Origin of the sequence: Streptomyces sp. NPDC059443 (genome assembly GCF_042750105.1) — a bacterium.
Lineage (GTDB): Bacteria > Actinomycetota > Actinomycetes > Streptomycetales > Streptomycetaceae > Streptomyces.
In genome coordinates, this window is sequence record NZ_JBHYVM010000020.1 from 112176 (window position 1) to 135743 (window position 23568).

A 23568-nucleotide genomic window follows, 5' to 3' on the forward strand; every position below is an offset into this window, starting at 1 on the left:
AGGGAAGGGAGGGAAGAGAAGGACGAGAGGGAAGCGGAGTTCACGGGAAGGCCTTCCGTAGGGCGGGAGACGAAGGGGACGGCTAGTGGCCCGGACGGCGGCGCGGCGGTACTTCGAGGCCCAGGAACTCGGTCCGGGTGCCCTCCAGCATCTGCAGGGCCCAGTTCAGCCACTTGATGCCCTCGCAGTAGATCGCCACGGGCCTGCGCTGCGTCTGGAAGGTGTCCATGAGCGTCCCGTCCAGCTCCTTCTGGAAGTGGAACGGCGGCATCGCGGTGAAGTGCTGCCCCATCACGAACACGAACCGCACCAGCCAGTACGGGTCGTCCCTCAGGTAGGCCGAGGCCGGGTCGTCGAGGCCGAGCGCGGCCGTCATCACGGGAGCGAAGTAGTCCTCCATGCCCCGGGGCGCCCCGGGGTCGACCGTGCCCCCGCCCGGGACCACGTCCCGTACCCGGTACGCACGCTGGTACGGGTTGTCCTCCAGGAAGGCGATGTCGACGGCCGGGGTCTTCCCCCGGCCCACGTCGACGCTCATCGTGAACTGCTCGAAGTGGATCTCGTCGTAGTGGCCGATGGAGTTGTGCCAGGGCTTGTTGTCGTACATCGCGTCGTCGCGCGTGTCCTTGCCGTCGCTCTTGTAGCCGATCGCCCGCGGATCGAGGAACTTGATGCCCAGCGAGTCCGGGGTGATGGCCGCCAGCGCCGCGTCGATCTCCTCCCGCGCCGCTCCGTCCTCGATCAGCCGCTGGGCGCGCAGCAGCGGGCCGCTGTCGGTGATCTTGATGTTCTCGGTGTTCGTGTCGCCCATGACCAGCGAGTGGAAGGCCGGCTCCAGGACCTCCAGGAACTCGGGAGCCGCCCGGAACCGCTCCAGCAGCGCCCCGGAGTTGAGGTAGGACACCCCGTTGATCACGATGCGCTCGGAGTCGAGGAGGTCCGCGCCGAAGGTCTGCGGCGCGGTGCGGCGGCACAGGGCCAGCCGGTCCTCGATCTTCTTGAAGTACGAGGTGTCGAGCGTCTCGCCCGGCGCCAGGTGGCGGCCCACACTGTGCACGTTCTCGTTCAGCACCCGGATGATCTGCTCGTAGAGCCGGGCGACCACCGCGGGCGGCGGGGTGTGCTTCTCCACGAACCGGCTGACCTCGTCCCCCGCCACGTAGCTCATCTCGTAGATGACCTCCCGGTAGCCGGTGCGGCCGTCCTCGCCGCGCAGGTGGGAGGGGACGGGTATCTCCCGTTCCAGGGTGGCGAAGGCCTCGGGGAAGTGCTCGCGCACCGGCAGGGGCAGGGACTGGAGGAACTCGGCCTGCTTCGCGGCCTTCGCGAACGGCGGCAGCATCACGCCGTCCCCGTCGGGGTTCCACCGCGCGGTGGTCAGGGCCTCGCTCAGGATCTTGCGCACCGTGACCCGCTCCTCGCCCTCCTTCCTGATGAAGATCGTCATGGATTCGCTGCCGCCCTTGCCGAAACCGACGATCCTCTCGTCGGCGTCGACGTAGGAGCAGACCGTGCTGGGGAGGACCTTGCGGCTCTGGGCATTGTCCCGGACGCGTTCGTTCTCCCGGGTCATCGCGAGGACGCAGGCGTACTCGAACGCGTCCAGCTCCGGGCTCAGCCGCTTCTTCCACGCCTCGGCCGGGTCCGTGACCCGCAGGACGCTCCCGTGGTACGGGCCCACGTCCACGGAGACCGGGTCCAGCTCCGAACCCAGCGCGATGACCTGGCAGTTGCCGCTGAGGTGGATCCGGCGCACCTCGGTGTTCAGGGTGGCGCCCCGGAGCACCGCTCGGGTGGCGTCCTCCAGGTCCTTCTTGGACTGCACCGGCACGCCCTCGGGCGATACGACGGCGATCACGGCACTGGTGAGGCTGCTCAGCACCAGCTCCACGGCGTCGTCGCGCAGCCTCGCCGCGGACAGCGCGACGGCGTCGGCCAGGGAGATCGCGCCCGAGACCGCCAGGGCGACCAGCCAGCCCAGCGCGTCGCTGCCCTCCAGGTAGTAGTCGCTCTGCGTGAACAGCGCGGGCCGGTGCCGGACGAGGGTGTGGAAGAGCAGGTACTGGTAGACGATGCGGTGGTCCACCGGGGGGATCCGCTCGCCGCCGCCGCGCAGGCCCTTGAGCATCTGGTCGTACGCCTGGAGCGCCACCGGCTGGGCGGCGACGAGCAGTTCGGTGCGGCGCGCGAGCTCCGCGTCGTCGAGGTCGGCGAGCGCGTCGAAGTGGAAGACGACCACCTCCGGGCGGCTGGTCTCGACCGTCCTGGTCCGTGCGGCGCCCGAGCCGTCGACCACGCGCAGCTCCAGGCAGGCCTTGCCGAGGAGCCCGGCGGACGCGGTGTCCTCGCTGGTGACCCTCTTCTTCAGCCGGGCCCCGGTGACCAGTTCGCCGCGGCCCACGGAGATGTGCTCCCGGTGGTTGCGGGTGTGCTGGAAGACCTCCAGCAACTCGTAGAACGCGTCGGCCCCTTCCCGGTCCGGGCAGAGCATCTCGGCCGTGATGACGCGGCCGAGCGTGCGGGAGACGTACTCGTCCCAGGCCTCGCTGCCGTCTGTGAGGCGGAACAGCTCCCGGAGCGGGTCGTGGTGCCCGTGGCCCGGCTCGTCCCCGGCGGAGTACAGGCTTTCCAGGCCGGTCATCAGACGGTCGACCACGCCGAGGGCGTGCAGGAACCGGTCGGTGTCCCCGGGCGTTCCCGTGTAGGCCATGACGGGGGCGTCGGTGCCGTTGTCCTTCAGCAGCCGGGCCGACTTGTTGCCGAGGCCCAGCTCCAGCACCATGTCCGCGTCGAGGCCGTCGAGGACCTCGCAGGTGTCCCGGGAGGCCATCACCCGGTCGGTCATCGCCAGGATCCCCTGGCGGACGCCGGCCGCCGTGGTGAGCAGCGACCGGTCGTGGTTGGACACCACCGGGACGCGGGGCTCGGCGAAGCGGACCGACTGGACGTCGAGGAACTTCTCCAGGGCCTGGCGGGCGGGCCGCATCCGCGCGGAGTGGGCCAGGAAGAAGGTCGGGTCCTTCAGCTCCTCGGTGGCCACGCCCGGGAAGCCGCCGAGGAAGCGGTCGAAGTCCGCCTTGGCACCGGAGCGTACGTAGAGGTTCGCCTGCGTCGGCGAGTAGGCCTTGTGCAGTTCGACGTCCGCGAGCGGGTACGCGGCGTGCAGTGCGGCCAGGACCTCCGCGAGGGCGTCCGGGCCCGGCGCCTTCACCGCGACCACGTGGGAGGGCTCGGGCACCAGGGGCGCCTGACGGACGGAAGGCGGCAGGTAGCAGGCGATGTTCCGGGCGAAGGGCTCGTCGGTGCTCCGGCCGCCGCCGGCCGCGAGCAGCATCAGCGGGGTGAAGGCCGTGGCGATCTTCACGCCGTCGAAGACGGACAGGGAACCGCTCGCCACCGCGGCCGTCAGGATGCCGAAGCTCTCGCCCGTGTAGGCGATGAAGTTCAGCGGGGTCCCGTTCCTCTCGGCCCGGTCCCGCAGGTAGGCGTCCAGGGCCAGGCTGTGCACCAGCAGGGACGCTCCGATGAAGCCCTGGCGCTCCAGCTTGCCTTCGGGGAGGTTCTCGGAGGCGGTGAGCACCAGGTCGGGCCGGGCGGGGAAGCCGAGGGCGCGGGCGGCCTCCTGGTAGATGCCGGTGATCTCCGGGATGCCGGAGTCGAGGAGTGCGCGGCCGAGGTCCTGGTAGGACGCCCGGCTTCCCAGACCGGGGAAGAACCCGGCCACGCGTACGCGGTCCTTCGTGCTGAGGACGTCCTCGACGAGCGCGGGCCGGTAGGGGGTGGCCGGGAACGGCTGGACGGGCTGAACGGGCTGAACGGGAGCGCTGGAGCTGGACACGTACATCGCCTTCTCGCGTTGGGCCGCGCGGCGAGGAGTGGAATTCCCCGACGCTTTCCATCGGATGACGAGAGAAAGTCTTGACCAGCCACCAGGCCCGGTTCAATGCATTCCATTTCAGGCTTGTTCCGGTCTTTACAGGGCACGCGAGGGAGTTTGCGGGGAGCGTCAGAACATGTCAGAGGATTGACAACTACGCAGGTCAGTGGCGCACATGCGCCAAGCGCACGACCTCCCCGATTACTCTCCGGAACGACAAAAGAATCAGGACCGCTGGAGCCCGAAAGCCCAGCGGTCCTGATTTATCGAAATCTTTATGATGAGCGGCGAACCGCCCCGGCACATTCCTACTGGACGCCCGCCCCGACCTTTCCGGCCCGCGGCGCGGAGCCGGCCGCGACCACCCGGGCCGCCTTGGAGCGGACGGCCAGCGAGCCTCCGCCGAGCGCGACGACGAGGGCCGCGAGGGCGAGGCCGGCGCCGACCCACAGCGGGGAGACGAACCCGTACCCGGCGGCGATGGTCAGTCCGCCGATCCAGGCGCCGAGCGCGTTGCCGACGTTGAAGGCGGCCACGTTGGCACCGGAGGCCATGGTGGGCGCGTCCTCGGCGTACTTCATGATCCGGACCATCAGGCCGGGGGCCGCGGAGAGGCCGACGGTGCCCATCAGCAGCAGCGAGATGACGGTGGCGGTCTTGTTCTCCGCCGTGAGGGCGAAGACCACGAGCACGGCGATGAGGACCGCCATGATGCCGACCAGCGAGGCGTTCAGGGACTTGTCGGCGACCTTGCCGCCGACGAAGTTGCCGATGAACGTGCCCACGCCGAACACGACGAGCAGCCACGGCACGGTGCTGGTGGCGAAGCCGGTGACATCGGTGAGCGTGAAGGCGATGTAGGTGTAGGCACCGATCACGGCGCCGAAGGCGAGGACGCTGAGTGCGAGCGAGATCCAGACCTGGCCGCGCCGGAAGACGGCGAGCTCGCCGCGCAGGCTCTGCCCGGACGAGGGGGTCTTGGGCACCAGGAGCTGGATGCCGATCAGCGCGATGACGCCGATGACGGTGATGGCCCAGAAGGTGGAGCGCCAGCCGAACTGCTGGCCCACGAAGGTGCCGAGCGGCACGCCGAGCACGTTGGCGGCGGTCAGTCCGCCGAACATGAGCGCGATGGCGCTGGCCTTCTTGTTGTCGGCGACCATGTCGGAGGCGACGACGGCGCCGACACCGAAGAACGCGCCGTGGCACAGGGCCGCGACGATCCGGCCGGCCATGAGCAGCCCGTAGGTCGGGGCGACGGCGGACATCAGGTTGCCGACGATGAACAGCAGCATGAGGCCCGCGAGGACCTTCTTGCGGTCGAAGCGGGCGATGGCCGCGGTCAGCGCGATGGCGCCGATCGCGACGCTCAGCGCGTAGCCGGAGACCAGGTAGCCGGCGACCGCTTCGGAGACGCCGAAATCGTCCGCCACCTCGGGCAGCAGACCTACGATCCCGAACTCGGTGAGGCCGATACCGAAGCCTCCGAGCGCCAGGGCAATGAGCCCGATAGGCATGTGAAAACCCTTCGTTGTTGCAGTGGCATGCGGTGCGGGACCGTGCCGTGCCTGACCAGTGAATGGACGCATCGAAGTATCGCAGTATTTCGATGCGATGTGTCAAGTCCGCCGCTTCGCCACGGCCCCCGGCCGCCGGTGGCGTAACGTATCGCCTATCCTCGATGCGTAGGGAACCGTCCTGCGCCCACCCGAGAAGGTTCGATGACGACACAAGACACGGAAGACCTCACGGCGCTGATCGAGCCCCTGAAGGCGCTCGCCCACCCCGTACGGCTCCAGGTGCTCCAGTGGCTGCGCACCCCCGAGGAACACTTCCCCGTCCACGAGGTCGGCGTCTGCGTCAGCCACATCCAGGCCAAGACCGGGCTGGCGCAGTCCACCGTCTCCGCGTACATGGCCGTACTCGAACGCGCGGGGCTCGTACGCTCCGCACGCGTCGGGAAGTGGACCCACTACCGGCGCGACGAGGAGGGCATCGCCCGGCTCATCGGGGGGCTCGGGCGGGACATCGGGGCCCGGTCCTGACGGCGGGCTCATCCGTGGCCCATGCGGTAGCCGACGCCGCGGATGGTGATGACCCACGTACCCGCGCCGAGCTTCGCCCGCAGGCTGCTCACGTGGGTGTCTATGGTGCGGCTGGAGTCAGCCCAGCTGGTGTCCCACACCCGGTCCATCAGCTCCTTGCGGGAGATGACGTTCTCGGGGGCCGAGGCCAGGATGTGCAGCAGCTCGAACTCCTTGGCCGTCAGACTGACCGGCCCGCCGCGCAGGCGGACTTCACGGGTCTTGCCGTCGAGGTGGAGCGGCCCGATGGAGATGCTCCGGGTCGGCTCCGGCCGGGCGTGGGCCCGGCGCAGCACGGCTTCGATGCGCGCCGTCATCTCGTGCACGCCGCAGGAGGCGAGTACGCAGTCGTCGGCTCCGGCCTGGAGGGCGAGGACCCGGTCCAGCTCGGTGTCACGGGTGGTGACGGCGATGACGGGCCTGTCCCCCGCCTCCCGTATCGACCGGCAGACCTCCAGGCCGGAGATGTCGGGAAGGTCGAGGTCGAGCACGACCAAGTCCGAGTTCCGGTACGTGCGTAACGCCTCCTCCCCGGTGTCCACGCTGGTCGCGGAGTACCCCTGCCGGCGCAGGTAGCGGACCCGCGCCTCGGCCTTGGCCTCGTCGCCCTCGACGACCAGTACGCGGATCTTCAGTGCCTCGGTGACCTTGCTGGGATACGGGCCCGCGATGTCCGCCGCGTCCCGCCGGCCAAGCCACGCGAGATGTCCCCCCAGAGTCATGCCTCCCCCTCTGTCCGAGGAAAATAATAGTGTGGTTTATGTTTTTTGGCGATCCGACCCCGTCGACAACGGGTCCGGACCCGCTTAAATAATAGTGTGCACTTTTTTCTACGTAGCATCCAGCGTGGGATGAGCAATCTCACTCGACGACCGAAGGAGCGCAGGGATGCAAAAGAGGGCCGCCCGGACGCGACGGACCCTGGTCTCCGCCGCCGCCTGCGAGTTCGACCGCAGCGGCTACGCGGGGGCGTCCCTGGTGCGGATCGCACGGTCCGCCGGGATCTCCGTGGGGGCCCTGACCTTCCACTTCTCCAGCAAGGAGCAACTGGCGGAGGTGGTCCGGGCCAAGGGCCACGAAGCCACCGTGGCCCTCGTGGAGCGGGTGAGGGCCCGTCAGGAGGCCCCGCTGGAATCGGTCGTGACCCTGACCCTCGGCCTCGCGGGCCTGCTGGAGGCGGACCTCTGCGTACGCGCGGCGGCCCGGCTGACCAGGGACCTGCCCGGGTGCACCCCCGACTGGAAGTCGGCGTGGGTCCCGGCGATCAGCGAGTACCTGCGGCGACTGGAGGGGGGCTCCGCCACCGGTCCCGTAACCGATTCCCTCACTGGTTCCGCCACCGGTCCCCTCACCGATTCCGTGTCCGATCCGGCGGCGCTCACCGTGCTGGCCACCCATCTCGTCGCCGGTGTGGAAGCCGACCTGCGGCGGCGGGCCGGACAGGAGCAGGACCCCGACGGGCGGACCGCCGCGCAGCTCGCCCGGATCTGGGAGCTCGTCCTCGGCGGGCGCGCCGGCGGATCCGGCGGCTTCCGCTCCCGGGGCGCCGACTGACGACGGGTCCGGGGCCCGGGCCCGGGCCCGGGCTCCGTGAGGTCAGACCGCGCTGGTGCCGCCGTCCACCGGAACCGCTCCGCCGGTGATGAAGGAGGCCTGGTCGCTGAGGAGCCAGGCCGCCGCGCGGGCCACTTCCACGGGTTCGGCCAGGCGCTGCTGGACGGCCCTGGCCACCGCGACCTGTTCCAGTTGCGGGAAGGCGAGCATGGCGTCCTCCATCAGGTCGGTGCGGGTGGCTCCCACCATCAGGGCGTTGATCCTGATGCCGTGCTGCCCGTACTCGGCCGCCGCGGCCCTGGTCAGGCCCAGTACGGCGTGCTTGGCCGCCACGTACGGGGAGACCGCCCCGGTGGCGAACTGGCCCGCGGTGCTGGAGGTGTTCACGATCGCGCCGCCGGTCGCCTGCCGGATCAGCACCGGGAGCTGCTGCTTGAGGCAGTTCCAGACACCGCGGACGTTGACGTCCATGATCTGGTCGAAGACCGCGTCGTCCGTCTCGTGCAGGCGGGACCCGATCGAGCCCCAGCCGGCGTTGTTGAACGCCCCGTCCAGTCCTCCGAAGGCCTCGACCGCGCGGGTGACCGTGCGTTCGACGTCCGCCGGGACCGTCACGTCTCCGGCCACCGCCTCGGCGCGGCCGCCCCCGGCCCGGATCCCGGCGGCGAGTTCCTCCAGCCGGTCCGCGCGGCGGGCCATCAGCACCACCGCCGCCCCCTCGGCCGCGAACAGCCGCGCGGCCGCCGCGCCGATGCCGCTCGAAGCCCCCGTGACCATGACGCGCTTGCCCCGGAGCAATCCCTGGCCGTGTTCCATCCTGCTCTCTCCCTCACCCAACGCTCTTAGACCGCGCGTCCGCGGGCCTCGCCGTACTCGATCCTCTTGAGGGCGCTCGGCACGGCCGCGGCCAGGAGCAGGCACTGCCAGATCTCCCCGATCCGCTGCGGCAGGTCCGCGTGCGCGCTCTCGACGAAGGAATGCATCTGCGCGCCGGTACAGGCGTTGACCAGCACCCGGGCGAGCGCGGCCACGTCGGTGCCCGCCTTGAGCTCCCGCATGCCCTGCGCGACGAGCAGGTCTTCCAGGAGGATCTCGGTCCACTGCCGGTGGGAGTTGTCCGCCGCCGGCATGAACTGCTCCTGCTCCCACACCAGTCGCGCGCCCGCCCGTAGGACCGGGCTGGTGGGGAGCTGACACGCCCAGGTGAGCGTCACGTCCACGGCGTGCTGGAGCCCGCGCGAGGGGTGCGGCGGAACCACGAGCTCGGGCTGGCCGACCACGATGTGCCGGGCCAGCTCGCCCTTGTTCCTGAAGTGGAAGTAGACCGCGCCCAGCGTCACGCCCGCCCGGTCGGCGACCTTCATCACGCTGGTGCCGGCGAAGCCGTGCTCAGCGAACTCCTCGGCCGCGGCCTCGATCAGCGCCGCGCGCGTCCGCTCGGCCCGCTCCTGTTTCACTGCCCTCATGGTCACGTGCTTCACCCACTCTTCATCCAGCCGGCTTCACTAAAAGAAAAATATTTTCTATTTTATGCACGAGGGGTGGATGGTGGACCCACACACCGCACCGCCCGGTTTCCGCAAGCATTCCAGGGGGAACGTCGTCATGACATCAGCTACGACCAACAGCACCCACCGCGCCGCCGACAGCCTCCCCGCGCCGTTATCCGGCCCCGGGTTCGAGTCCCTGGTCGGCAAGTCCAAGCCGGAAGAAACCCTGGTCACCGACTGGAGCACGGTGTCCGACACCCTCCAGCGGGTCACCGTGCGGTGGCCGCGCGACCACTCCTTCTACACCGCGAACGGGCGCTACAGCCCGCTGCTCTTCACCGAGAGCCTCCGTCAGGCACTGGCCCTGCTCACCCACAGCGTGCACGGCATCCCCCTCACCCACCGGACCGGCTGGGAGTACTTCGCCTCCTGCGTCGACCCCGAGGCGCTCGCCATCACTCCGGACCCCGGGCTCGAAACCGTCACCCTGCTCATCAGCCACCTCTCGGTGAAGCGCCGCCGCCTCGGCTCGGTGCACCTCACCTCGGCCGTCGAAGCGCGGCGCGGCGAGCGGCCCATCGGCGCCGCCGAACTGCGCTACAGCGCCCATCCGCCCGCCTTCTACAACCGGCTGCGGGGCGGCTACGCGCAGGCCTCGCAGGCCTTCGGACGGGCCCTGCCGCTCACCCCGGCGGTGCCGGCCGCCCTGGTGGGCCGCCCGTACGCGCGGGACGTGGTCCTCTCCCCCACGGATGCGGAACGCACCTGGCTGCTGCGCGTCGACGTCGAGCACGGCGTCCTGTTCGACCACCCGCACGACCACGTACCGGGCATGGTGCTGCTGGAGGCCGCGGTCCAGGCGGCGCAGGCCTGCGCGGACCGGCCGGTGGTGGCCACGGCCTTCGAGACCGAGTTCCACCGCTACGTCGAGTTCGACCGGCGCTGCCTGGTGACGGCGCAGCCCGTGGCGCCCGACAGCGCCGGCCGCGACCGCGTACGGGTCACCGCGACCCAGGAGGGCCGCCCCGTCTTCTCCGCAACCGTGGCGACCGCCCCCGTACCGCCACGGCAGGACTGACGGCCCCGACCCCGGCCGTCGCCATCGCGCGGCCCGGCGGCGTCCCGCTCGCTTTCCGGAACCTCCATCGCCGATTGGGGGCGATTGAGGGAGCTTCTGCATCGAAGGCGAATCCGGTGGAACGATGGGCATCTCGTCGGGCGGCGCTCAGCCACCCCACAGATTCCCATGGGGGGAAGCATGCGGATAGGGACTCGGATGCGCGCGGCGTCTGCTGCGCTCGCCGTTCTCGCGGGCAGCCTCACGTTCGCCACCGTCGGCGCCGGAACGGCCAACGCCGCCACCACCGGCTGCGCCTCGGCGCTCGGCCCCATTCAGTACATCAAGGTCGGTTCGCAGACGATCGGCCAGTTCTACCTCGCGTGGAACTACTGCGACCCCAACAACAAGGTGGCGTACACCGAGGTCAACCTGTGGAACACCAACTACGTCAACGCCAACTGGAGCTCCGGGCAGATCGACGTGCACGCCAGCTCGGGCACCAAGGCGGCCGGTGGCTCGCCCCAGCCGAATGCCGGCACGTGGTGGTGGGACTCCCCCTTCCTCAAGGTGGCCCCGAACGTCAACAACACCCGCCTCTACTACGGCCGCTGGAACTTCACGGCCCACGGTCACACGTGCTCCGGGGAGACCCCGACGTGGAACTTCTCCAACGGCACCCCTGACAACAGCGGCATGTACTCGTCCTGCAACTGAAACAGGAGTCCGGCCCCGGAGTCGTTGCGAGCGGGCCCGTACGGACGAAGGACCCCGGTGGCCTGACGGCCGCCGGGGTCCTGTGAGAGCGGGTCAGAAGGTCTTGAGGAAGCCGGCGTCGATGGCGAAGTCGGCGCCCGTGGTGCTCGCCGAGCGCGGGGAGGCCAGCAGCAGGATCGCGTCCGCGACCTCCTGCGGGGCGACGAGGCGGCCGGTGACCTGGCCCATCATCTGCGGGGCGATGGTCTCCATGATGCTGTCGCGGTCGGAGCCGGCCATGCCGGCGATGATGTCGGCCGCGCCGCCCTCCTCGGTCCACCAGGCGGTGAGCACCGCGCCCGGGGAGACCGTGTTGACGCGGATGCCCTGGCCGCCGAACTCCTCGGACAGCGACTGGGTGAGGTTCGACAGACCGGCCTTGGCCGCGCTGTACTCGACGTTGACGGGGGCGGGCTGACGGGCCATGCCGGTGGAGACGTTGATGATGGAGCCGCCACCGCGCTCCAGCATCCTGGGGATGGCCGCGCGGATCGCGCGGACCGCCGAGAACAGGTTGAACTCGAAGATCGACTGCCACTGGTCGTCGCTGCTGTCGAAGAAGCCCGTACGGGGCATGGAGACGCCGGGCGGCGGGCCGCCCGCGTTGTTCACCAGGATGTCGAGGCCGCCGAAGTGCTCGACGGCCCGGTCGATGATGTCGGCGGGAGCCTGCGGGTCCATCAGGTCCGCCGGGAAGTGCAGCAGGTCCGGGCCCGCGAGCTGCTCCAGCTCGGGGGTGTTCTTGCGGGAAACCGCCACGACCTTCGCGCCCTCTTCGAGCAGCGAGCGGGTGACGGCCAGGCCGATGCCCTTCGAGGCACCGGTGACCACTGCGACGCGGCCGGAAAGCTGGAGATCCATGGTTTTCCTTCTCTGAGGGGGGAGCTCTGCCGTGCGCTCTCACCCTTTGAACACCGGTGGTTCCCATCGGGTTGCACGAGCTCCCCGGTGCCGGCCGATGCCCGAAGTCACGGCCGAACGTCAGGCGGTTCTTTCGAGGTCGAGGAGGTGCTGCTTGGCCTCGGTGCCGCCGGCGTAGCCGGCCAGGGCTCCGGTGGAGGCGACGATGCGGTGGCAGGGCAGGACCACGCACAGGGGGTTCGCGCCCAGTGCCGTGCCGACCGCGCGGGCCGCGCGGGGGCGGGAGAGCGCGCCGGCCAGCTCCGCGTAGGTCGCCGTACTGCCGTAGGGGACGAACGCGTCCAGTGCCAGGACGGTCTGCCGGCTGAACGGCGTCGCCAGGACCAGGTCGACCGGCAGCGTGAAGGAACGCCGCGTGCCGGCGAGGTACTCGTCGATCTGGACGCGGGCGTCCGCGAGCAGCTCGGTCTGGCGCGGTGTCCGCGTCCGCTCGGATTCCGGTGTCGGGGTCAGTCCGGCCCGCGCGATGCGCAGGTCCACGGTGTCGGGGTCCTGGAATCCGCAGTACACGAGCGCGTGGTCGGTGGCGGCGAGCCGCAGCGGGCCGATGGCCGTCACGTGGGTGGTCCGTGCGACGCCCGGGGAGGCGGCACCGGCAGGGGAGTTGCTGGGCATCACGGGCATCGTGGGGGTCACTGGCATCACGGACATCACAGGCATCACGGGACTCCTTGGGCGCGGTCGTGCTCAGGCCTGCAGCGGCCGGCAGCTCTTGCAGGCTCGGTATCCCGCCCGCCGGGCGTCCCTCGTGGTGGCGAACGGCACCCGGTGGGGCGGGGTGATGCGCCGGGCGTGGGCGCAGGTGGGGTGGCAGTAGATACGGGTGGTGTCGCTGCCGAGGAACACGGAGCCGCTGCGCGACCACCGGTCCACCTCGGCCCGGTCGATGCCCTCCGCGTCGCGCAGGGCGTCCCCGGTGGCCGGGAGGTATCCGGAGTCGCAGGGGGAGCCGTTCTCGTAGGTGACCCGGTGGCACGGGACGAGCACCGTGAACGGGTTACGGGCCAGGGCGCCCGGGATGCCTGCGAGGGCGTCCGGGGACGGCAGCCCGGCTTCCCGGCAGATCCAGGAGAGCGGTCGCAGCTGCCCGTACGGGATCGCCCGTACGGCTCGCAGCACGGCGGCGTCGGCCGGGTCCACGGCGTCCAGGTCCAGGGGCAGGCTCCGGGCCCGGCCGGTGCGCAGGGCGCCCACCAGGCCGGGGAAGGTCTTGCGGGCGGGGATCGCGGACCGGCCCGTCCGGGCCCGGTGCAGTTCCTCGAACCGTTCGGCCGTCAGCCCGGCGCCGCCGAGCGCGGATCCGCTGACGGTCTCCGGGGTGAACGCCACGAACAGCGCGCCCGCCGGGGTGTCCAGCCGGACGTAGGTGTCGTAGCGCTCGCGGGAAATGCCCACGCGCTGCAGGATGCGCAGCGCGAAGTCCACGGGAACCGGCGGGGTGCCCAGCTCGCCCGGCTCTTGTCCGGGGTCGCCGTCGCCCGCCACCGGTGGCACGGATGACCCCTCATGATCGTTTCTGCTCACGTAGCCACCTCCTTCAGCTCCTCCTTCAGTTCCTCCTCCGGCGCCAGCAGGCGGCGCAGGTCTCCCATTCCGCGCGAGACCTGTGCCTTGGCCGTGCCCACGGGGCATCCCTGCACCTGGGCCACCTCCGCGTAGCTCATCCCGACCACGTGCCGCAGTACCACCGGTATCCGGTAGTGCTCCGGCAGCTCCGACAGCGCCGCGACCAGGCGGCCGCGGTCGTCGGAGTTGACGGCGTGCTCGACCGGTCCCGGCCCGGTGTCGGCCCAGCTGTCCTGCGCATCGTCGATGCGCAGGGCCGACACCGGCCGCCGCGTGCTGCTGCGTACATGATTGCGCCATACGTTCGCCGCGATCGTCATCAGCCAGGCGCGCGGGCGCAGCTCCCGGCGTCGGGCCGGCGAGTACGTCTGCAACGCCGTGTAGGCGCGCAGGAACGTGTCCTGACCCAGATCGTCCGCCTCCGCGGCTGATCCGGACACGCGCGACAGGAACGCGTGCACACCCCTGGCGTGGATCCTGACCAGTTCCGTGAAACCGTCGTCCAGGTCCGTCGCCAGCAGGTCCGTTAACTGCTCGGCCACCTTGTCCATCACTAACGAAACACCGTCCCCGGGAAAAGGGTTGCCGGTCGCGGCGGAGTGCCGGGGTACGGCGGCTCCGCGCGCTGTCGGCTCATGTGGCGTGCGGTGCCCCCGCCGGTGCGCGGAGCACGGGATCATCGGCGTCGATCGCCTCGTACGAGCGCCTCAGCCGTGGCACCGGTTCGATGCCGAGGCCGCCGCTCGGAGGGCCGCCTTCGCTCCACTCTAGAACATAGAGAGCGTTCACTATGTTCCTTGCGCCGACTGAATCAGGGATGAGCAGCAGGGGGAGTCCGGGTCGTCAACTGCTAGGTGGGGATGGGCGTTGCGCCGATCCCGAGCCGCAGCCGGGCCCTGGCCTGCGGGGTGGCGATGCCGGGCAGCAGGTAGCGCCACATCACGAGGATCCGCTCCGGGAGGTCCGCCCTGCCGTTGACGAGCTCGGACAGCAGCTGCGTACCGCTGTACGCGCTCACCAGGAGCAGTGACAGGTCGGCCTCGTCCACCTCGGGCAGTACGTCGCCCGCGACGCGCGCCGCCACGAGCTGTTCGCGGAAGAGTCCGGCCCAGTTCATGTACGGGGTCTCGTCCCGCATCCCGAACGCCCGCTGCTCCACCGCGAGCCGCACTCCGGCGCGCAGCAGCTCGTTGACCCTCAGCTGGTCGGCCAGGTACATCGTGATGTCGATCAGCCGCTGCAACCCGTCCGGCCCGCCGGGGAGTTCGAGGTCGTCTCCCTGCTCGTTCATCACCGCGCGCGCCAGTTCCTCCTTCGAGGCGAAGTGGAAGTAGATCGCCCCCATGGTCAGACCGGACTGCTTGGTGATCGCCGTGAGGCGGGATCCGTGGAAGCCGTGCTCCTCGAACACCACCGCGGCGGCGTGGAGGATCGTCTTTCGCGTTCGCGCCGCGCGTTCCATCTTGGACATGATCAGCAACCTCTGGCCTCGGCGTTGATGGGCTTTTTCACGAGGTTCTGCCCGTCCAACTGAAGGAAACCTTCTGTCTGAAGGGTATCCGCTCCCTTCTCCAGGTTCATGGGTGCGGCGAAGGTTCGCGCTGCTCAGCGGCACTGTCCCGGCCTCTGTCGCACCGATCGCCCCTCGCAGCGCGCCGTCGTGGGCGGGCGAACGGGCCGGGGCGGCCGACTGGTCCGCCCTCTCCGCCGAGCTCGACGCCTACGGGTGCGCGCCGACTCCGCAGCTGCTCACCCCGGCCGAGTGCGAGGGCCTCATCGCCCTGTACGAGGATTCCGGACGGTTCCGTACCACCGTCGACATGGCCCGCCACCGCTTCGGGTCCGGCGAGTACCGCTACTTCACCCACGAACTCCCCGAGCCGGTGGCCGCGTTGCGGGCAGCGCTCTACCCGCACCTGGTGGGCATCGCCCGCGACTGGGCCGGACGGCTCGGCAGGCCCGCGCCGTGGCCCGACTCGCTCGGCGAGTGGCTGGAGATGTGCCACCGGGCCGGGCAGGACCGCTCGGCCCAGATCCTGCTGCGCTACGGGGCGGGCGACTGGAACGCCCTGCACCGGGACGTCTTCGGCGACATGCTCTTCCCGTTGCAGGTGGTCATCGGCCTCAACGCGTACGGCACCGACTACACGGGCGGGGAGTTCCTCCTCGTGGAACAGCGGCCGCGCGCGCAGTCGCGGGGCACCACGACCGCACTGGCCCAGGGCCACGGCCTGGTGTTCACCACCCGCGACCGTCCGGTGCGTTCGAAGCGGGGCTGGTCGGCGGGGGCCGCGCGGCACGGGGTGAGCACGGTCCGCAGCGGCCGGCGCCACGCGCTGGGGCTGGTGTTCCACGATGCGGCGTAGGCACGGCGGGCGGGGGCGCGAGGCGTCTCCGCTGCTCGGAGCGGGCGCGGCCGGGGGACCCGAAGGGTTCCCGGTGGCTCCTCCCCCGCACACGGCGGCTGAGCTCTCGGCACTGATCGGGCTCCTGACCGGGTTCCCGGCCATGCAACCGGCGGGGCTCCCGACGCGGCCGGGCGACGAGCTCGTGACGGTGGCCGTGGGGCACGGGCGCGACGACGCGTTGCGGGCCGCCGCGGCCGCCTTCGCCGAGGAGTGGCGGGCGCGGGGCGGTCGGGTCCTCGCGACGGTGGACTGGCCCGAGTCCGCCGCGTCCTGGCTCCGGCCGGCCCGCCGGCTGACCGCGCAGGGCCCGCGGGCCTGGGTGGTGACCGGGGCCGTGACGGGCTGGGCGCAGATGAGCCGGCGACTGCGGCACAGCACAGCCTGGGACCCGGCCCGTACCTTCGCGTTCGCCGCCCTGCACGACCCCCGCCTGCGGGAACTGGCGGGACCGGACGCCGTACGGGGGCTGCGCGGCGCCACCGCGGAGGGCGGGACCTGGGAGTTCGGCGAGGAGGCCGGCGAGCACGAGGGCGAGGGCGAGGGGTTCTTCCGGCCCTCGGTCAGTTCGTCGCGGGGCCGGCGTGGAGCCCCGTGACGACCATCCGGATCAGGAGGTCGAAGCTCTCGTCCAGGGCTTCGGGGAGGGCGAAGGCGCCGCCGGTTTCGAGGGAGACGAAACCGTGGGTCGTGGCGCGCAGGCAGCGGGCGGCGTGGATGGCCGCCGAGTCCTCCATCCCGTAGGCCCGCAGCGTGGCGAGCAGGATGGTGACGAGGCGTTCGCCGACCTCGGCCGTACGGGGTTCCGGGCTGTGGAGCAGCGCGGCGTAGCGGTGCGGGTGGCGTACGGCGTAGCCGCGCCAGGCGGTCATGAAGGCGCGGATCGCGTCGTCGGCGGAGCGGCCGAGGACGGCCTCGCCGACCTCGTCCGTGATCTCGTGGAGGATCCGGGCCGAGAGGAGGTCGCGGAGCTCCGCGAGGTTGCGCACGTGCTTGTAGAGCGAGGGGGTGGCCACGCCCGCGCGGCCGGCGACCGCCGACAGGGTCAGGGCCGCCGGGGTCTCTTCGTCGACGATGCGCAGCGCCAGGTCGACCACCGCGTCCGCGGAGAGCGCGGCCCTAGGCACGGTCGGCCTCGCCCTGGAGGGACAGGAAGGACAGGACGGCGGCTGCGGTCTCGGCGGGGAACTGCGTGTGGGCGTAGTGACCCGCGCCCTCGACCATTTCCACGCGGCCCAGCCCGGCCGGCAGCTCCGCCACGATGCCCTCGCCTTCGGCGCGGGGGTCGGCCCAGTCGCAGTCGAGGGTGCCCTCGATGACCAGGACGGGGCACTTGACGTCGCCGAGGCGGGTGCCCGCGTCGGTGGGGGCGGACATGCCCATCTTGGCGACGACGGCCATCCGGCCGGGGCGGCCCAGGTCGGTCGCGAGGGCTGCGAGGTGCTCCGCGTACCCGGCGGGGCGGGCGCCCGGGTGGGCGTGGTCGAGGTAGCGCATCCACAGTCCCACGCTGCGCAGGATGCCGGTGCCCATGAGGAGGAGCATGCCCTTGCGGTAGCGGGCGTTGGACCCGAGGGCGCCGAATTCGATCTTCTGCGCCCGGGTGAAGGGGCTGATCTCGACGATCGCGCCGACCAGCTCGGGTTCCTGGGCCGCCGCGATGGTGGCGGCGCCGCCCGCGAAGGAGTGCCCGACGATGACGGCGGGCCCGCCGAGGTGCCGGATCAGGGCGAGCAGATCGCCCGCCACGTCGGTACGGGTGTACGAGGCCCAGCCGGTGCTCGACTCGCCGTGCCCGCGCAGGTCGGTGGCGGCGACGCGGTACCCGGCGGCGACGAGCAGCGCGGCCGTCTCGCGGTAGGCCGCCCGGTTGTCGCCCATGCCGTGGGCGAGCACGATCAGCGGGCCTTCGCCCGTGACCTCGTACGCGATCCGTCCGTCTTCGATGCTCAGAAAGTCCGTCATGGCCCGTCCCCCGGAAGCGATTAACTGCTGCTGGCTAATCCCTGTTGCCTTAAAGCTAAGCCTATTAGCCAGCCGCGTCAACCCTCCCTCTCCGACCCGCTCAGCGCTTCGCTTCCCGGTTGAAGGAGGAGCGGGCCCACAGGTAGCCGAGGAGGCTGAGGCCGGTCACCCAGGCGAGGGCGATCGCACCGCTGTTGCCGATCTCCGTACCCAGCAGCAGTCCGCGCAGGGTGTCGATGATCGGGGTGAAGGGCTGGTACTCGGCGAACCAGCGCAGGCCGGTCGGCATCGACTCCGGCGGGACTATGGCGCTGCCGAGGAAGGGCAGCAGCGTCAGGGGCATCGGGGCGTTGCTCGCCGCCTCCACGCTGCCGGCGCCGAGGCCCATGGCGGCCGAGAGCCAGCTGAGGGCGAAGCCGAGGAAGGTCAGGATGCCGAGGGCCGCGAGCCATTCGACCGGGGTGGCGTTGGGGCGGAAGCCCACGACGAAGGCGACTCCGAGGACCAGGACGAGCCCGATCAGGGTCTGTACGACATTGCCGAAGACGTGCCCGGTGAGGACGGAGGACCGGGAGATCGACATGGTCCGGAACCGGTTGATGATGCCTTCGGTCATATCGCTGCACACCGAGATGGCGGTGGCGATCGCACTGGAGGTCACCGCCATCAGCAGGATGCCGGGGACGACGAAGTTGGTGTACGAGGCCCGGTCGCCGACTCCGCCGCCGGGGAGTTCGATGCCGGCGCCGAGCGCGCCGCCGAACACGTACACGAAGAGCAGGAGCATCACGATCGGCATGGCGACGAGCGTGATCGTCATGGACGGGTAGCGCCGGGCGCGCTTGAGGCTGCGGCGCAGCATCGTCATGGAGTCGCGCAGCGCGTACGTGGTCTTCGCGCCGGTCTGGGCGCTGGGGGTCGTGGTGGTCATCGCCGGGGCTCCTTCGGGGTGCCGGTGAGTGCGAGGAAGACGTCGTCCAGGTCGGGGGTGTGCACGGTCAGTTCCTCGGCCTCTATGCCGGCGCCTTCCAGCAGGTCGAGGACGGAGCGCAGGGCGGGGATGCCGCCGTCGCTGGGGATCTGGAGCGTGAGGTTCTCGTCGTCGCGGGTGAGCGCGGGAAGGTTCAGGTGGCGGACGGTCGCGTCCAGGCTCGCCTGGTCGCCGAAGCGCAGCCGGATGTGGCCGCCGGGGATCAGCCGCTTGAGCTCCTCCGCGGTGCCCTCGGCCACGATCTTGCCCTTGTCGAGGACGGCGATCCGGTCGGCGAGCTGGTCGGCCTCGTCCAGGTACTGCGTGGTGAGGAAGATGGTGACGCCCTGGGCGGTGAGCTCGCGGATGAGCTGCCACATCACGCGGCGGCTGCGCGGGTCGAGGCCGGTGGTCGGCTCGTCGAGGAAGATCAGGCTCGGGCTGCCGACGAGGGTCATCGCCAGGTCGAGCTTGCGGCGCATGCCGCCGGAGAAGGTGGAGGCGAGCTTCTTGGCTTCCGCGGTCAGCTCGAACTGGCTCAGCAGTTCGGCGGTGCGACGGCGGCCTTCGGCGCGGTCGAGGTGGTGCAGGTCCGCCATCAGGAACATGTTCTCCTCGGCGGTCAGCAGGCCGTCGACGGCGGCGAACTGGCCGGTGACCCCGATGCGGGCACGGACGGCGTCCGGGTCGCGGTCGAGGCTCTGGCCCGCCACGTAGGTCTCGCCGGAGCCGGAGTCTGCGCTGATGAGCGTGGAGAGGATCTCGACCGTGGTGGTCTTGCCGGCTCCGTTGGGGCCGAGGAGCGCGAAGATCGTGCCCGGCCGGACGGTGAGGTCGATCCCGGCGAGGACGGTCTTGTCCCCGTAGGACTTGCGCAGGCCGACGGCGGTGATCCCCTGGGGCGGGGCGTCCTGGACGCGGGTGGGTGTCGTGGTGGCGGCGCTCATCGGGCCTCTCCGTCCGTGTTGGTGTGCGGGATGGTCTGCGGGGCGCGCTGGATGCGGATGTCTCCGAAGCCGGTACGGGCGTGGACCCTGACGGTCTCGGCGCCCTCGGCGGGGGCCTCGGTGGCTCCGAGGTCACTGCTGACCCGGCCGGACTTGGAGTTGACGTCGAGCCAGGCGGCGGTGCCCCGGCGGATGCCGATCTCGACGTGTCCGGTCTTGGTCTCGAACTCGACCGCGCCGCGTGCCACTTCCTCCACGCGGATGTTGCCGTTGGCGGTCTTGGCCACGACGGAGGCCTGGGCCCGGCCGACGTTGATGTTGCCGTTGGCCGACTTCACCCGCAGCTCGCCGGCCACGTCGTCGATCCAGGTGGCGCCGTTGGAGTTCTTGAGCACGGCGTCGCCGCCGACCTCGCGGATCCGTACGTCGCCGGATGAGGTGCTGACGTCGGCGTCGCCGATGGCGCGGTCGAGGGTGACGTCTCCGTACGAGGTCTTGAGCCGGGCCGTAACGGCCTGCTCGACGCGCAGGCTGCCGGCGCTGGTGCGGACTTCGCACTCGTCGAGGGGGCCGGTGGCGTTGAGGTTGCCGACCTGGATGATGCCGGTCAGCCGGGATCCGCTCGGCACCGAAATCTCCAGGAAGACCGAGCCCTTGGGTCCGAAGAGGCCGCGCGCCTTGGGGGTACGGACGGTCAGGCGGCCGTCGGCGTACTCGACCTTCGTCTCCTTGGCGGCGCGGAGGTCGTCCTTGTTGTCCGGGGTGCTCGGGTGGACCTCCACCACCGTGTCGGCGCGGTCGGTCGCGGTGACCCTGGTGTCGCCGACCTCGACGTGGAGGGTGGCGGTGATGGGCTTGAGGGTCTCGAAAGCAGGCATGACGGTTCCGTCCTCTTGGCCCTGTGGGCCGGGTGATGGTGTTGGTTCGGCGGAGGCGGCGGTGTGGCGGAGGTCTGTGAGGTGGGGCGGTGCGGAGGGCGGGGGCGGGGTCCTAGCCGACCCAGCCCGTGATGCTCTTGCCGCCGAGGCGGGTGGACGGACCGTCGGCGCGGGCGGCTCCGCCGGGGGCGGCCGGGTCCAGGGCGCCGGAAACGGCTCTGACCAGCCAGGCGTTGAGCGACAGCCCCTCCCGGGCGGCGGCCTGTTCGGCGCGCGCCTTGACGTGGGTGGGGAGGCGGAGGTTGATGCGCGCCGGTCCGGTGTCCTCGCCGTCCGGGAGGGGGGCGGGGACCGGTGCTTCGGCCGGGGCCTCGGCGAGGGCGGTGCGCAGGTACGCCTCGGCCACCGTGTCCTGCGGCGGGGCGGTGACGACGAATTCCGGCTCTAGACCGCGGAGCCTCACGTCGACGGAACCGGGGGCGAGCTCGCGGGTGATCTCGCCCATGGCGTCCGAGAGGGCGTGCAGGAGCGTGAGCCGGACGGCGGATTCGAGGGGCGCGGTCATCCGGTCGGCGAGGGCTCGGGCATCTTCGCCGCCGGCTTCGGCGGCGACCGCGAGTTCGTGGCGGAGGTTCGTGACGTAGGGCGTGAGGTCCATGGCTGAAGCATGGCACAGGGATGGCGCCATGTCGAGCCAATGTGGCGCCACTTTTGGAGCAGCTGCGAGATCGAGCGAATAATTGCAGGTCAAAGGCAGTGTCAACTTGACGCCATACGGGTGCCACGGGGTGGCGTGAGTGGGTGTCTCGGCGCGTGGATGGCATCACTGGGTGCCATACGGCGCCACGAAGCGCCAGTCAGGCGCCATTCGGATGCCACCTTGACGTCGCCCCGGGCCGCCCTCGCCGTGCTGGTGCCCGGCGGCGGTTCGCTCCGGCTCGACGGCACGGGGCACTTCTTCCTCGCCGCCCGCGGCGGCCTCGCGACGGTCTTCCTCGGCGGCCTGACGGCCCCGGCCAGGAGTGCCGTCGGTCAGGCGGTCCGGGGAACGTCCAGCCCCGGGTAGGCCCGGGCCGCGCGCGGGGGTACCGCGAAGGTGGCCCGGCTGCGTACGTCCATGAACGCGTTGATCCCGTTGTTGCGCCGTATCCCGATCTCCCCGTGATGCGCGGGCGCGTCGGCGGCGTTCATCATCGCCCGCGTGGCCTGGAAGTCCTCCATCGTGCGTTGCAGCGACACGAAATGAGTCCCCGGCACCCCGTGGTCCAGCGTCGCGAAGTCCCGGCGGTTGATCCGCGGCCGCCCGCGAGCCGGGCCCGGCCGGTCGCCTGCGCGTGCCCGACCCGCCCGTGGCCGACCGCCACCGCGGGAAGCTCCGTACGGTCGCTCTCCGCGTCCTCGACCAGGGCGTGCGCCTCCTTCGCGGTCACCCGCGGCGAGTACATCAGCGCGGCCCGCTCGTCCTCGCCCCGCTCGTACCAGCTGTCGGTGTCCAGCACGATGTAGCTGACGTGCATGGTCGTACCGCCGGCGAAGGGCCCGTCGAGGACCGACACCTCCTCCTCCGTCGCCTGGTTGCGCCGGAGCCCCGAGTGGAAGCCCAGCAACAGGGGCGCGTCCCCGGGTACGGCCGCCTCCGGGCGCCGCTCGGCCGGCAGTCCCTCCCCGACGAAGCCGGTGCGCACCTCGGCCGGGCGCAGCCGCCCGCGCACCTCGTCGTACTGGGCCGGGTTCGCCGCCCGTTCGTGCAGGAGGAGGGGGAAGGCGGCGATGTCGGCGGGGGTGAGCTCGTAGCGCCCGGCAAGGGGATGGTCGCTGCTGAGCAGGTCCTGCCGGACTCCCCGTCACCCGTCGTCGCCCGTTTCACCGACACCGCGCTGGCCGCGGCACACGAGGCGGGCTGGCTGCCGGGCTGAGCCCGCCGCGCGGACTCGACACCGTTAACGGCGTTAACGCCGTTAACGGTCAGCTCCGTTGCCGGGGAACCGGAACCGGGGGGAAAGCGTCGTCGTAGCGTGCGGCATCGCGCGGGGACGGCAGAGACGAACGGGAACGAACGGGAACGAACGGGGACGGCCGCATGGTTCAGGCGGGCTCGGGTACGGGCCCCGGGGGCAGGACCGGATCCGGGCGGTGGGTCCGCCGTCTCCGGCTGCCGGGGCGGCCGGAGCACCGGATCGCCGTGTTCTCCCTGCTGGTCGCCGTCCTCCTCTGCTTTCCGTCCGCCGTGCCCAACACCCCCGGCCGCGTCGGCAGCCTGCTGGAGACCTTCCTGCCCTGGCTCGGCCTCGCCGTCCCGCTCCTCCTCGGCCTCGCGCTCCTGCGCCGCTCCACCGTCGCCGCGGTCGCGGTGCTGCTCCCCACCGCCGCCTGGATCGGGCAGTTCGGCGGCCTGTTCCTCCCCGCCGAAGGCCCCCCGGACGGGCCCGGCGAACGCCCCGGCCTCGTCGCCGTCCAGCACAACGTCAGCGACGAGAACCCCGACCCCGCCGGCACCGCCCGCGCCCTCGCCGCCGGGCACCCCGACCTCATCGCCCTGGAGGAGCTGACCCCCGCCGCCCTCCCGGCCTTCACCGGCGCGCTCGCCGCCGAGTACCCCCACCACGCCACCCACGGCACGGTCGGACTCTGGTCGAAGTACCCGCTGACCGAAGTCCGCCCGGTGGACATCCGACCGGCCGGCCTCGGCCCGGACTGGAACCGCGCCCTGCGCGCCACCGCCGCCACCCCGAACGGGCCCGTCGCCGTGTACGTCGCCCACCTGCCGTCGCTGCGCCTCGGCCCCGCCGGCCTGGGCTCCGCCCGCCGCGACGAGAGCGCGGCTCTGCTCGGCGCCGTGCTCACCGCGGAACCCGCCGGCCGCGTCATCCTCCTCGGAGACCTCAACAGCACCGTGGACGACCGGGGCCTGGCCCCGCTCCGCGCGGCCCGGCTGAACGCACCCGCCTCGGGCTTCGCCTTCAGCTGGCCCGCGTCCTTCCCCCTGGCCCGCATCGACCAGGTCCTGGCCCGCTCGGGGACCGTCACCCGCGTCCGTACGCTGCCCGCCACGGGCAGCGATCACCTGCCCGTCACCGGCGAAATCCGGTTCGATTAGC

26 protein-coding genes are annotated in these 23568 nt (G+C 71.3%); 8 read left to right on the top strand and 18 right to left on the bottom strand.

Translation table 11 applies throughout. The features are described 5' to 3' along the window. Positions 1–82: 82 nt before the first annotated feature. Positions 83–3838 (bottom strand): ACP S-malonyltransferase, encoded by a 3756-nt coding sequence (locus ACFXDJ_RS20515; protein WP_384649656.1) that lies wholly within the window; start codon positions 3836–3838, stop codon positions 83–85. A gap of 347 nt (positions 3839–4185) precedes the next feature. Next, the gene (locus ACFXDJ_RS20520; protein ID WP_384649658.1) at positions 4186–5394 is read right to left on the bottom strand and encodes an MFS transporter; all 1209 of its coding nucleotides are present in this window, start codon (positions 5392–5394) and stop codon (positions 4186–4188) included. A gap of 204 nt (positions 5395–5598) precedes the next feature. Between ACFXDJ_RS20520 and ACFXDJ_RS20525 the strand changes: the two genes are divergently transcribed. Continuing rightward, a complete protein-coding gene (locus ACFXDJ_RS20525; protein WP_384649660.1) occupies positions 5599–5922 on the top strand; it encodes an ArsR/SmtB family transcription factor in 324 nt (107 codons plus the stop codon). An 8-nt stretch (positions 5923–5930) separates the two neighbouring features. Here the strand turns inward: ACFXDJ_RS20525 and ACFXDJ_RS20530 are convergent, their stop codons facing one another. After that, complete coding sequence (locus ACFXDJ_RS20530; RefSeq protein ID WP_384649662.1) at positions 5931–6683, bottom strand: response regulator transcription factor; 753 nt, start codon at positions 6681–6683, stop codon at positions 5931–5933. Between the two features lie 166 nt (positions 6684–6849). Between ACFXDJ_RS20530 and ACFXDJ_RS20535 the strand changes: the two genes are divergently transcribed. Then, entirely contained in the window at positions 6850–7515 is a 666-nt protein-coding gene (locus ACFXDJ_RS20535; protein WP_384649664.1) for a TetR family transcriptional regulator, read from the top strand. Between the two features lie 42 nt (positions 7516–7557). On the opposite strand, the gene ACFXDJ_RS20540 is transcribed toward ACFXDJ_RS20535, so the two are convergent. Further along, the gene (locus ACFXDJ_RS20540) at positions 7558–8292 is read right to left on the bottom strand and encodes an SDR family oxidoreductase (RefSeq protein WP_384649734.1); all 735 of its coding nucleotides are present in this window, start codon (positions 8290–8292) and stop codon (positions 7558–7560) included. Positions 8293–8357: 65 nt separating this feature from the next. Then, positions 8358–8981, bottom strand: coding sequence for a ScbR family autoregulator-binding transcription factor (locus ACFXDJ_RS20545; protein ID WP_384649666.1), 624 nt, complete (start codon positions 8979–8981; stop codon positions 8358–8360). Between the two features lie 139 nt (positions 8982–9120). Here ACFXDJ_RS20545 and ACFXDJ_RS20550 point away from each other — a divergent pair, with 139 nt between their 5' ends. Both ACFXDJ_RS20550 and ACFXDJ_RS20555 read left to right on the top strand, forming a co-directional pair. Further along, a complete protein-coding gene (locus ACFXDJ_RS20550; protein WP_384649668.1) occupies positions 9121–10083 on the top strand; it encodes a ScbA/BarX family gamma-butyrolactone biosynthesis protein in 963 nt (320 codons plus the stop codon). A gap of 180 nt (positions 10084–10263) precedes the next feature. Further along, entirely contained in the window at positions 10264–10779 is a 516-nt protein-coding gene (locus tag ACFXDJ_RS20555; RefSeq protein WP_384649670.1) for a hypothetical protein, read from the top strand. A gap of 93 nt (positions 10780–10872) precedes the next feature. On the opposite strand, the gene ACFXDJ_RS20560 is transcribed toward ACFXDJ_RS20555, so the two are convergent. The 5 genes from ACFXDJ_RS20560 to ACFXDJ_RS20580 form a co-directional block, all read right to left on the bottom strand. Then, complete coding sequence (locus ACFXDJ_RS20560) at positions 10873–11679, bottom strand: SDR family NAD(P)-dependent oxidoreductase (RefSeq protein WP_384649672.1); 807 nt, start codon at positions 11677–11679, stop codon at positions 10873–10875. A 120-nt stretch (positions 11680–11799) separates the two neighbouring features. Continuing rightward, positions 11800–12354, bottom strand: coding sequence for a methylated-DNA--[protein]-cysteine S-methyltransferase (locus tag ACFXDJ_RS20565; RefSeq protein ID WP_384849851.1), 555 nt, complete (start codon positions 12352–12354; stop codon positions 11800–11802). Positions 12355–12426: 72 nt separating this feature from the next. Beyond that, the gene (locus ACFXDJ_RS20570) at positions 12427–13233 is read right to left on the bottom strand and encodes an MGMT family protein (RefSeq protein ID WP_384849854.1); all 807 of its coding nucleotides are present in this window, start codon (positions 13231–13233) and stop codon (positions 12427–12429) included. Positions 13234–13259: 26 nt separating this feature from the next. Continuing rightward, entirely contained in the window at positions 13260–13856 is a 597-nt protein-coding gene (locus ACFXDJ_RS20575; protein ID WP_384649678.1) for an RNA polymerase sigma factor, read from the bottom strand. Positions 13857–14155: 299 nt separating this feature from the next. Next, a complete protein-coding gene (locus tag ACFXDJ_RS20580; RefSeq protein ID WP_384649680.1) occupies positions 14156–14776 on the bottom strand; it encodes a ScbR family autoregulator-binding transcription factor in 621 nt (206 codons plus the stop codon). A gap of 166 nt (positions 14777–14942) precedes the next feature. Between ACFXDJ_RS20580 and ACFXDJ_RS20585 the strand changes: the two genes are divergently transcribed. Then, positions 14943–15671: a 2OG-Fe(II) oxygenase gene (locus ACFXDJ_RS20585; RefSeq protein ID WP_384649736.1), complete on the top strand. Its 729-nt coding sequence runs from the start codon at positions 14943–14945 to the stop codon at positions 15669–15671. Next, entirely contained in the window at positions 15661–16308 is a 648-nt protein-coding gene (locus ACFXDJ_RS20590) for a hypothetical protein (protein ID WP_384849857.1), read from the top strand. Before ACFXDJ_RS20585 ends, ACFXDJ_RS20590 begins: the two co-directional genes overlap by 11 nt. Here the strand turns inward: ACFXDJ_RS20590 and ACFXDJ_RS20595 are convergent. From ACFXDJ_RS20595 to ACFXDJ_RS20620, 6 genes are all read right to left on the bottom strand, one after another. Further along, positions 16274–16837 carry a TetR/AcrR family transcriptional regulator gene (locus ACFXDJ_RS20595; RefSeq protein ID WP_384649684.1) on the bottom strand — a complete coding sequence of 188 codons (564 nt, stop codon included), beginning with the start codon at positions 16835–16837 and terminating at the stop codon, positions 16274–16276. The genes ACFXDJ_RS20590 and ACFXDJ_RS20595 overlap by 35 nt on opposite strands. Beyond that, positions 16830–17675: an alpha/beta fold hydrolase gene (locus ACFXDJ_RS20600; RefSeq protein WP_384649686.1), complete on the bottom strand. Its 846-nt coding sequence runs from the start codon at positions 17673–17675 to the stop codon at positions 16830–16832. The genes ACFXDJ_RS20595 and ACFXDJ_RS20600 overlap by 8 nt, the downstream gene beginning before the upstream one ends. A 100-nt stretch (positions 17676–17775) precedes the next feature. Continuing rightward, a complete protein-coding gene (locus tag ACFXDJ_RS20605) occupies positions 17776–18606 on the bottom strand; it encodes an ABC transporter permease (RefSeq protein WP_384649688.1) in 831 nt (276 codons plus the stop codon). Next, positions 18603–19592, bottom strand: coding sequence for an ATP-binding cassette domain-containing protein (locus ACFXDJ_RS20610; protein WP_384649690.1), 990 nt, complete (start codon positions 19590–19592; stop codon positions 18603–18605). Before ACFXDJ_RS20610 ends, ACFXDJ_RS20605 begins: the two co-directional genes overlap by 4 nt. Beyond that, a complete protein-coding gene (locus ACFXDJ_RS20615; protein WP_384649692.1) occupies positions 19589–20470 on the bottom strand; it encodes a DUF4097 domain-containing protein in 882 nt (293 codons plus the stop codon). Before ACFXDJ_RS20615 ends, ACFXDJ_RS20610 begins: the two co-directional genes overlap by 4 nt. Positions 20471–20582: 112 nt before the next feature. Beyond that, positions 20583–21128: a toxin-antitoxin system HicB family antitoxin gene (locus ACFXDJ_RS20620; protein WP_384649694.1), complete on the bottom strand. Its 546-nt coding sequence runs from the start codon at positions 21126–21128 to the stop codon at positions 20583–20585. A gap of 222 nt (positions 21129–21350) precedes the next feature. Here ACFXDJ_RS20620 and ACFXDJ_RS20625 point away from each other — a divergent pair, with 222 nt between their 5' ends. Beyond that, positions 21351–21536: a hypothetical protein gene (locus ACFXDJ_RS20625; RefSeq protein WP_384649696.1), complete on the top strand. Its 186-nt coding sequence runs from the start codon at positions 21351–21353 to the stop codon at positions 21534–21536. Here the strand turns inward: ACFXDJ_RS20625 and ACFXDJ_RS20630 are convergent. Both ACFXDJ_RS20630 and ACFXDJ_RS20635 read right to left on the bottom strand, forming a co-directional pair. Further along, positions 21503–21709 carry a hypothetical protein gene (locus ACFXDJ_RS20630; protein ID WP_384649698.1) on the bottom strand — a complete coding sequence of 69 codons (207 nt, stop codon included), beginning with the start codon at positions 21707–21709 and terminating at the stop codon, positions 21503–21505. The two genes, ACFXDJ_RS20625 and ACFXDJ_RS20630, sit on opposite strands and share 34 nt — an antisense overlap. Further along, positions 21661–22182 (bottom strand): hypothetical protein, encoded by a 522-nt coding sequence (locus ACFXDJ_RS20635; protein ID WP_384649700.1) that lies wholly within the window; start codon positions 22180–22182, stop codon positions 21661–21663. Before ACFXDJ_RS20635 ends, ACFXDJ_RS20630 begins: the two co-directional genes overlap by 49 nt. Before the next feature lie 368 nt (positions 22183–22550). Between ACFXDJ_RS20635 and ACFXDJ_RS20640 the strand changes: the two genes are divergently transcribed. Then, positions 22551–23567, top strand: a complete 1017-nt coding sequence (locus ACFXDJ_RS20640) for an endonuclease/exonuclease/phosphatase family protein (protein WP_384649702.1) — start codon at positions 22551–22553, stop codon at positions 23565–23567. Position 23568: the final 1 nt, after the last annotated feature.

Excerpts from the sequence above, each read along its gene's own strand:
- ACFXDJ_RS20550 (WP_384649668.1), top strand. The coding sequence starts at position 9,121 with ATGACATCAGCTACGACCAACAGCACCCACCGCGCCGCCGACAGCCTC.
- ACFXDJ_RS20640 (WP_384649702.1), top strand. The coding sequence starts at position 22,551 with ATGGTTCAGGCGGGCTCGGGTACGGGCCCCGGGGGCAGGACCGGATCC.
- ACFXDJ_RS20600 (WP_384649686.1), bottom strand. The coding sequence starts at position 17,675 with ATGACGGACTTTCTGAGCATCGAAGACGGACGGATCGCGTACGAGGTC.
- ACFXDJ_RS20555 (WP_384649670.1), top strand. The coding sequence starts at position 10,264 with ATGCGGATAGGGACTCGGATGCGCGCGGCGTCTGCTGCGCTCGCCGTT.
- ACFXDJ_RS20535 (WP_384649664.1), top strand. The coding sequence starts at position 6,850 with ATGCAAAAGAGGGCCGCCCGGACGCGACGGACCCTGGTCTCCGCCGCC.
- ACFXDJ_RS20560 (WP_384649672.1), bottom strand. The coding sequence starts at position 11,679 with ATGGATCTCCAGCTTTCCGGCCGCGTCGCAGTGGTCACCGGTGCCTCG.
- ACFXDJ_RS20615 (WP_384649692.1), bottom strand. The coding sequence starts at position 20,470 with ATGCCTGCTTTCGAGACCCTCAAGCCCATCACCGCCACCCTCCACGTC.
- ACFXDJ_RS20525 (WP_384649660.1), top strand. The coding sequence starts at position 5,599 with ATGACGACACAAGACACGGAAGACCTCACGGCGCTGATCGAGCCCCTG.
- ACFXDJ_RS20540 (WP_384649734.1), bottom strand. The coding sequence starts at position 8,292 with ATGGTCACGGGGGCTTCGAGCGGCATCGGCGCGGCGGCCGCGCGGCTG.
- ACFXDJ_RS20580 (WP_384649680.1), bottom strand. The coding sequence starts at position 14,776 with ATGTCCAAGATGGAACGCGCGGCGCGAACGCGAAAGACGATCCTCCAC.
- ACFXDJ_RS20545 (WP_384649666.1), bottom strand. The coding sequence starts at position 8,981 with ATGAGGGCAGTGAAACAGGAGCGGGCCGAGCGGACGCGCGCGGCGCTG.
- ACFXDJ_RS20605 (WP_384649688.1), bottom strand. The coding sequence starts at position 18,606 with ATGACCACCACGACCCCCAGCGCCCAGACCGGCGCGAAGACCACGTAC.
- ACFXDJ_RS20565 (WP_384849851.1), bottom strand. The coding sequence starts at position 12,354 with ATGCCCAGCAACTCCCCTGCCGGTGCCGCCTCCCCGGGCGTCGCACGG.
- ACFXDJ_RS20590 (WP_384849857.1), top strand. The coding sequence starts at position 15,661 with ATGCGGCGTAGGCACGGCGGGCGGGGGCGCGAGGCGTCTCCGCTGCTC.
- ACFXDJ_RS20610 (WP_384649690.1), bottom strand. The coding sequence starts at position 19,592 with ATGAGCGCCGCCACCACGACACCCACCCGCGTCCAGGACGCCCCGCCC.
- ACFXDJ_RS20575 (WP_384649678.1), bottom strand. The coding sequence starts at position 13,856 with ATGGACAAGGTGGCCGAGCAGTTAACGGACCTGCTGGCGACGGACCTG.
- ACFXDJ_RS20520 (WP_384649658.1), bottom strand. The coding sequence starts at position 5,394 with ATGCCTATCGGGCTCATTGCCCTGGCGCTCGGAGGCTTCGGTATCGGC.
- ACFXDJ_RS20530 (WP_384649662.1), bottom strand. The coding sequence starts at position 6,683 with ATGACTCTGGGGGGACATCTCGCGTGGCTTGGCCGGCGGGACGCGGCG.
- ACFXDJ_RS20620 (WP_384649694.1), bottom strand. The coding sequence starts at position 21,128 with ATGGACCTCACGCCCTACGTCACGAACCTCCGCCACGAACTCGCGGTC.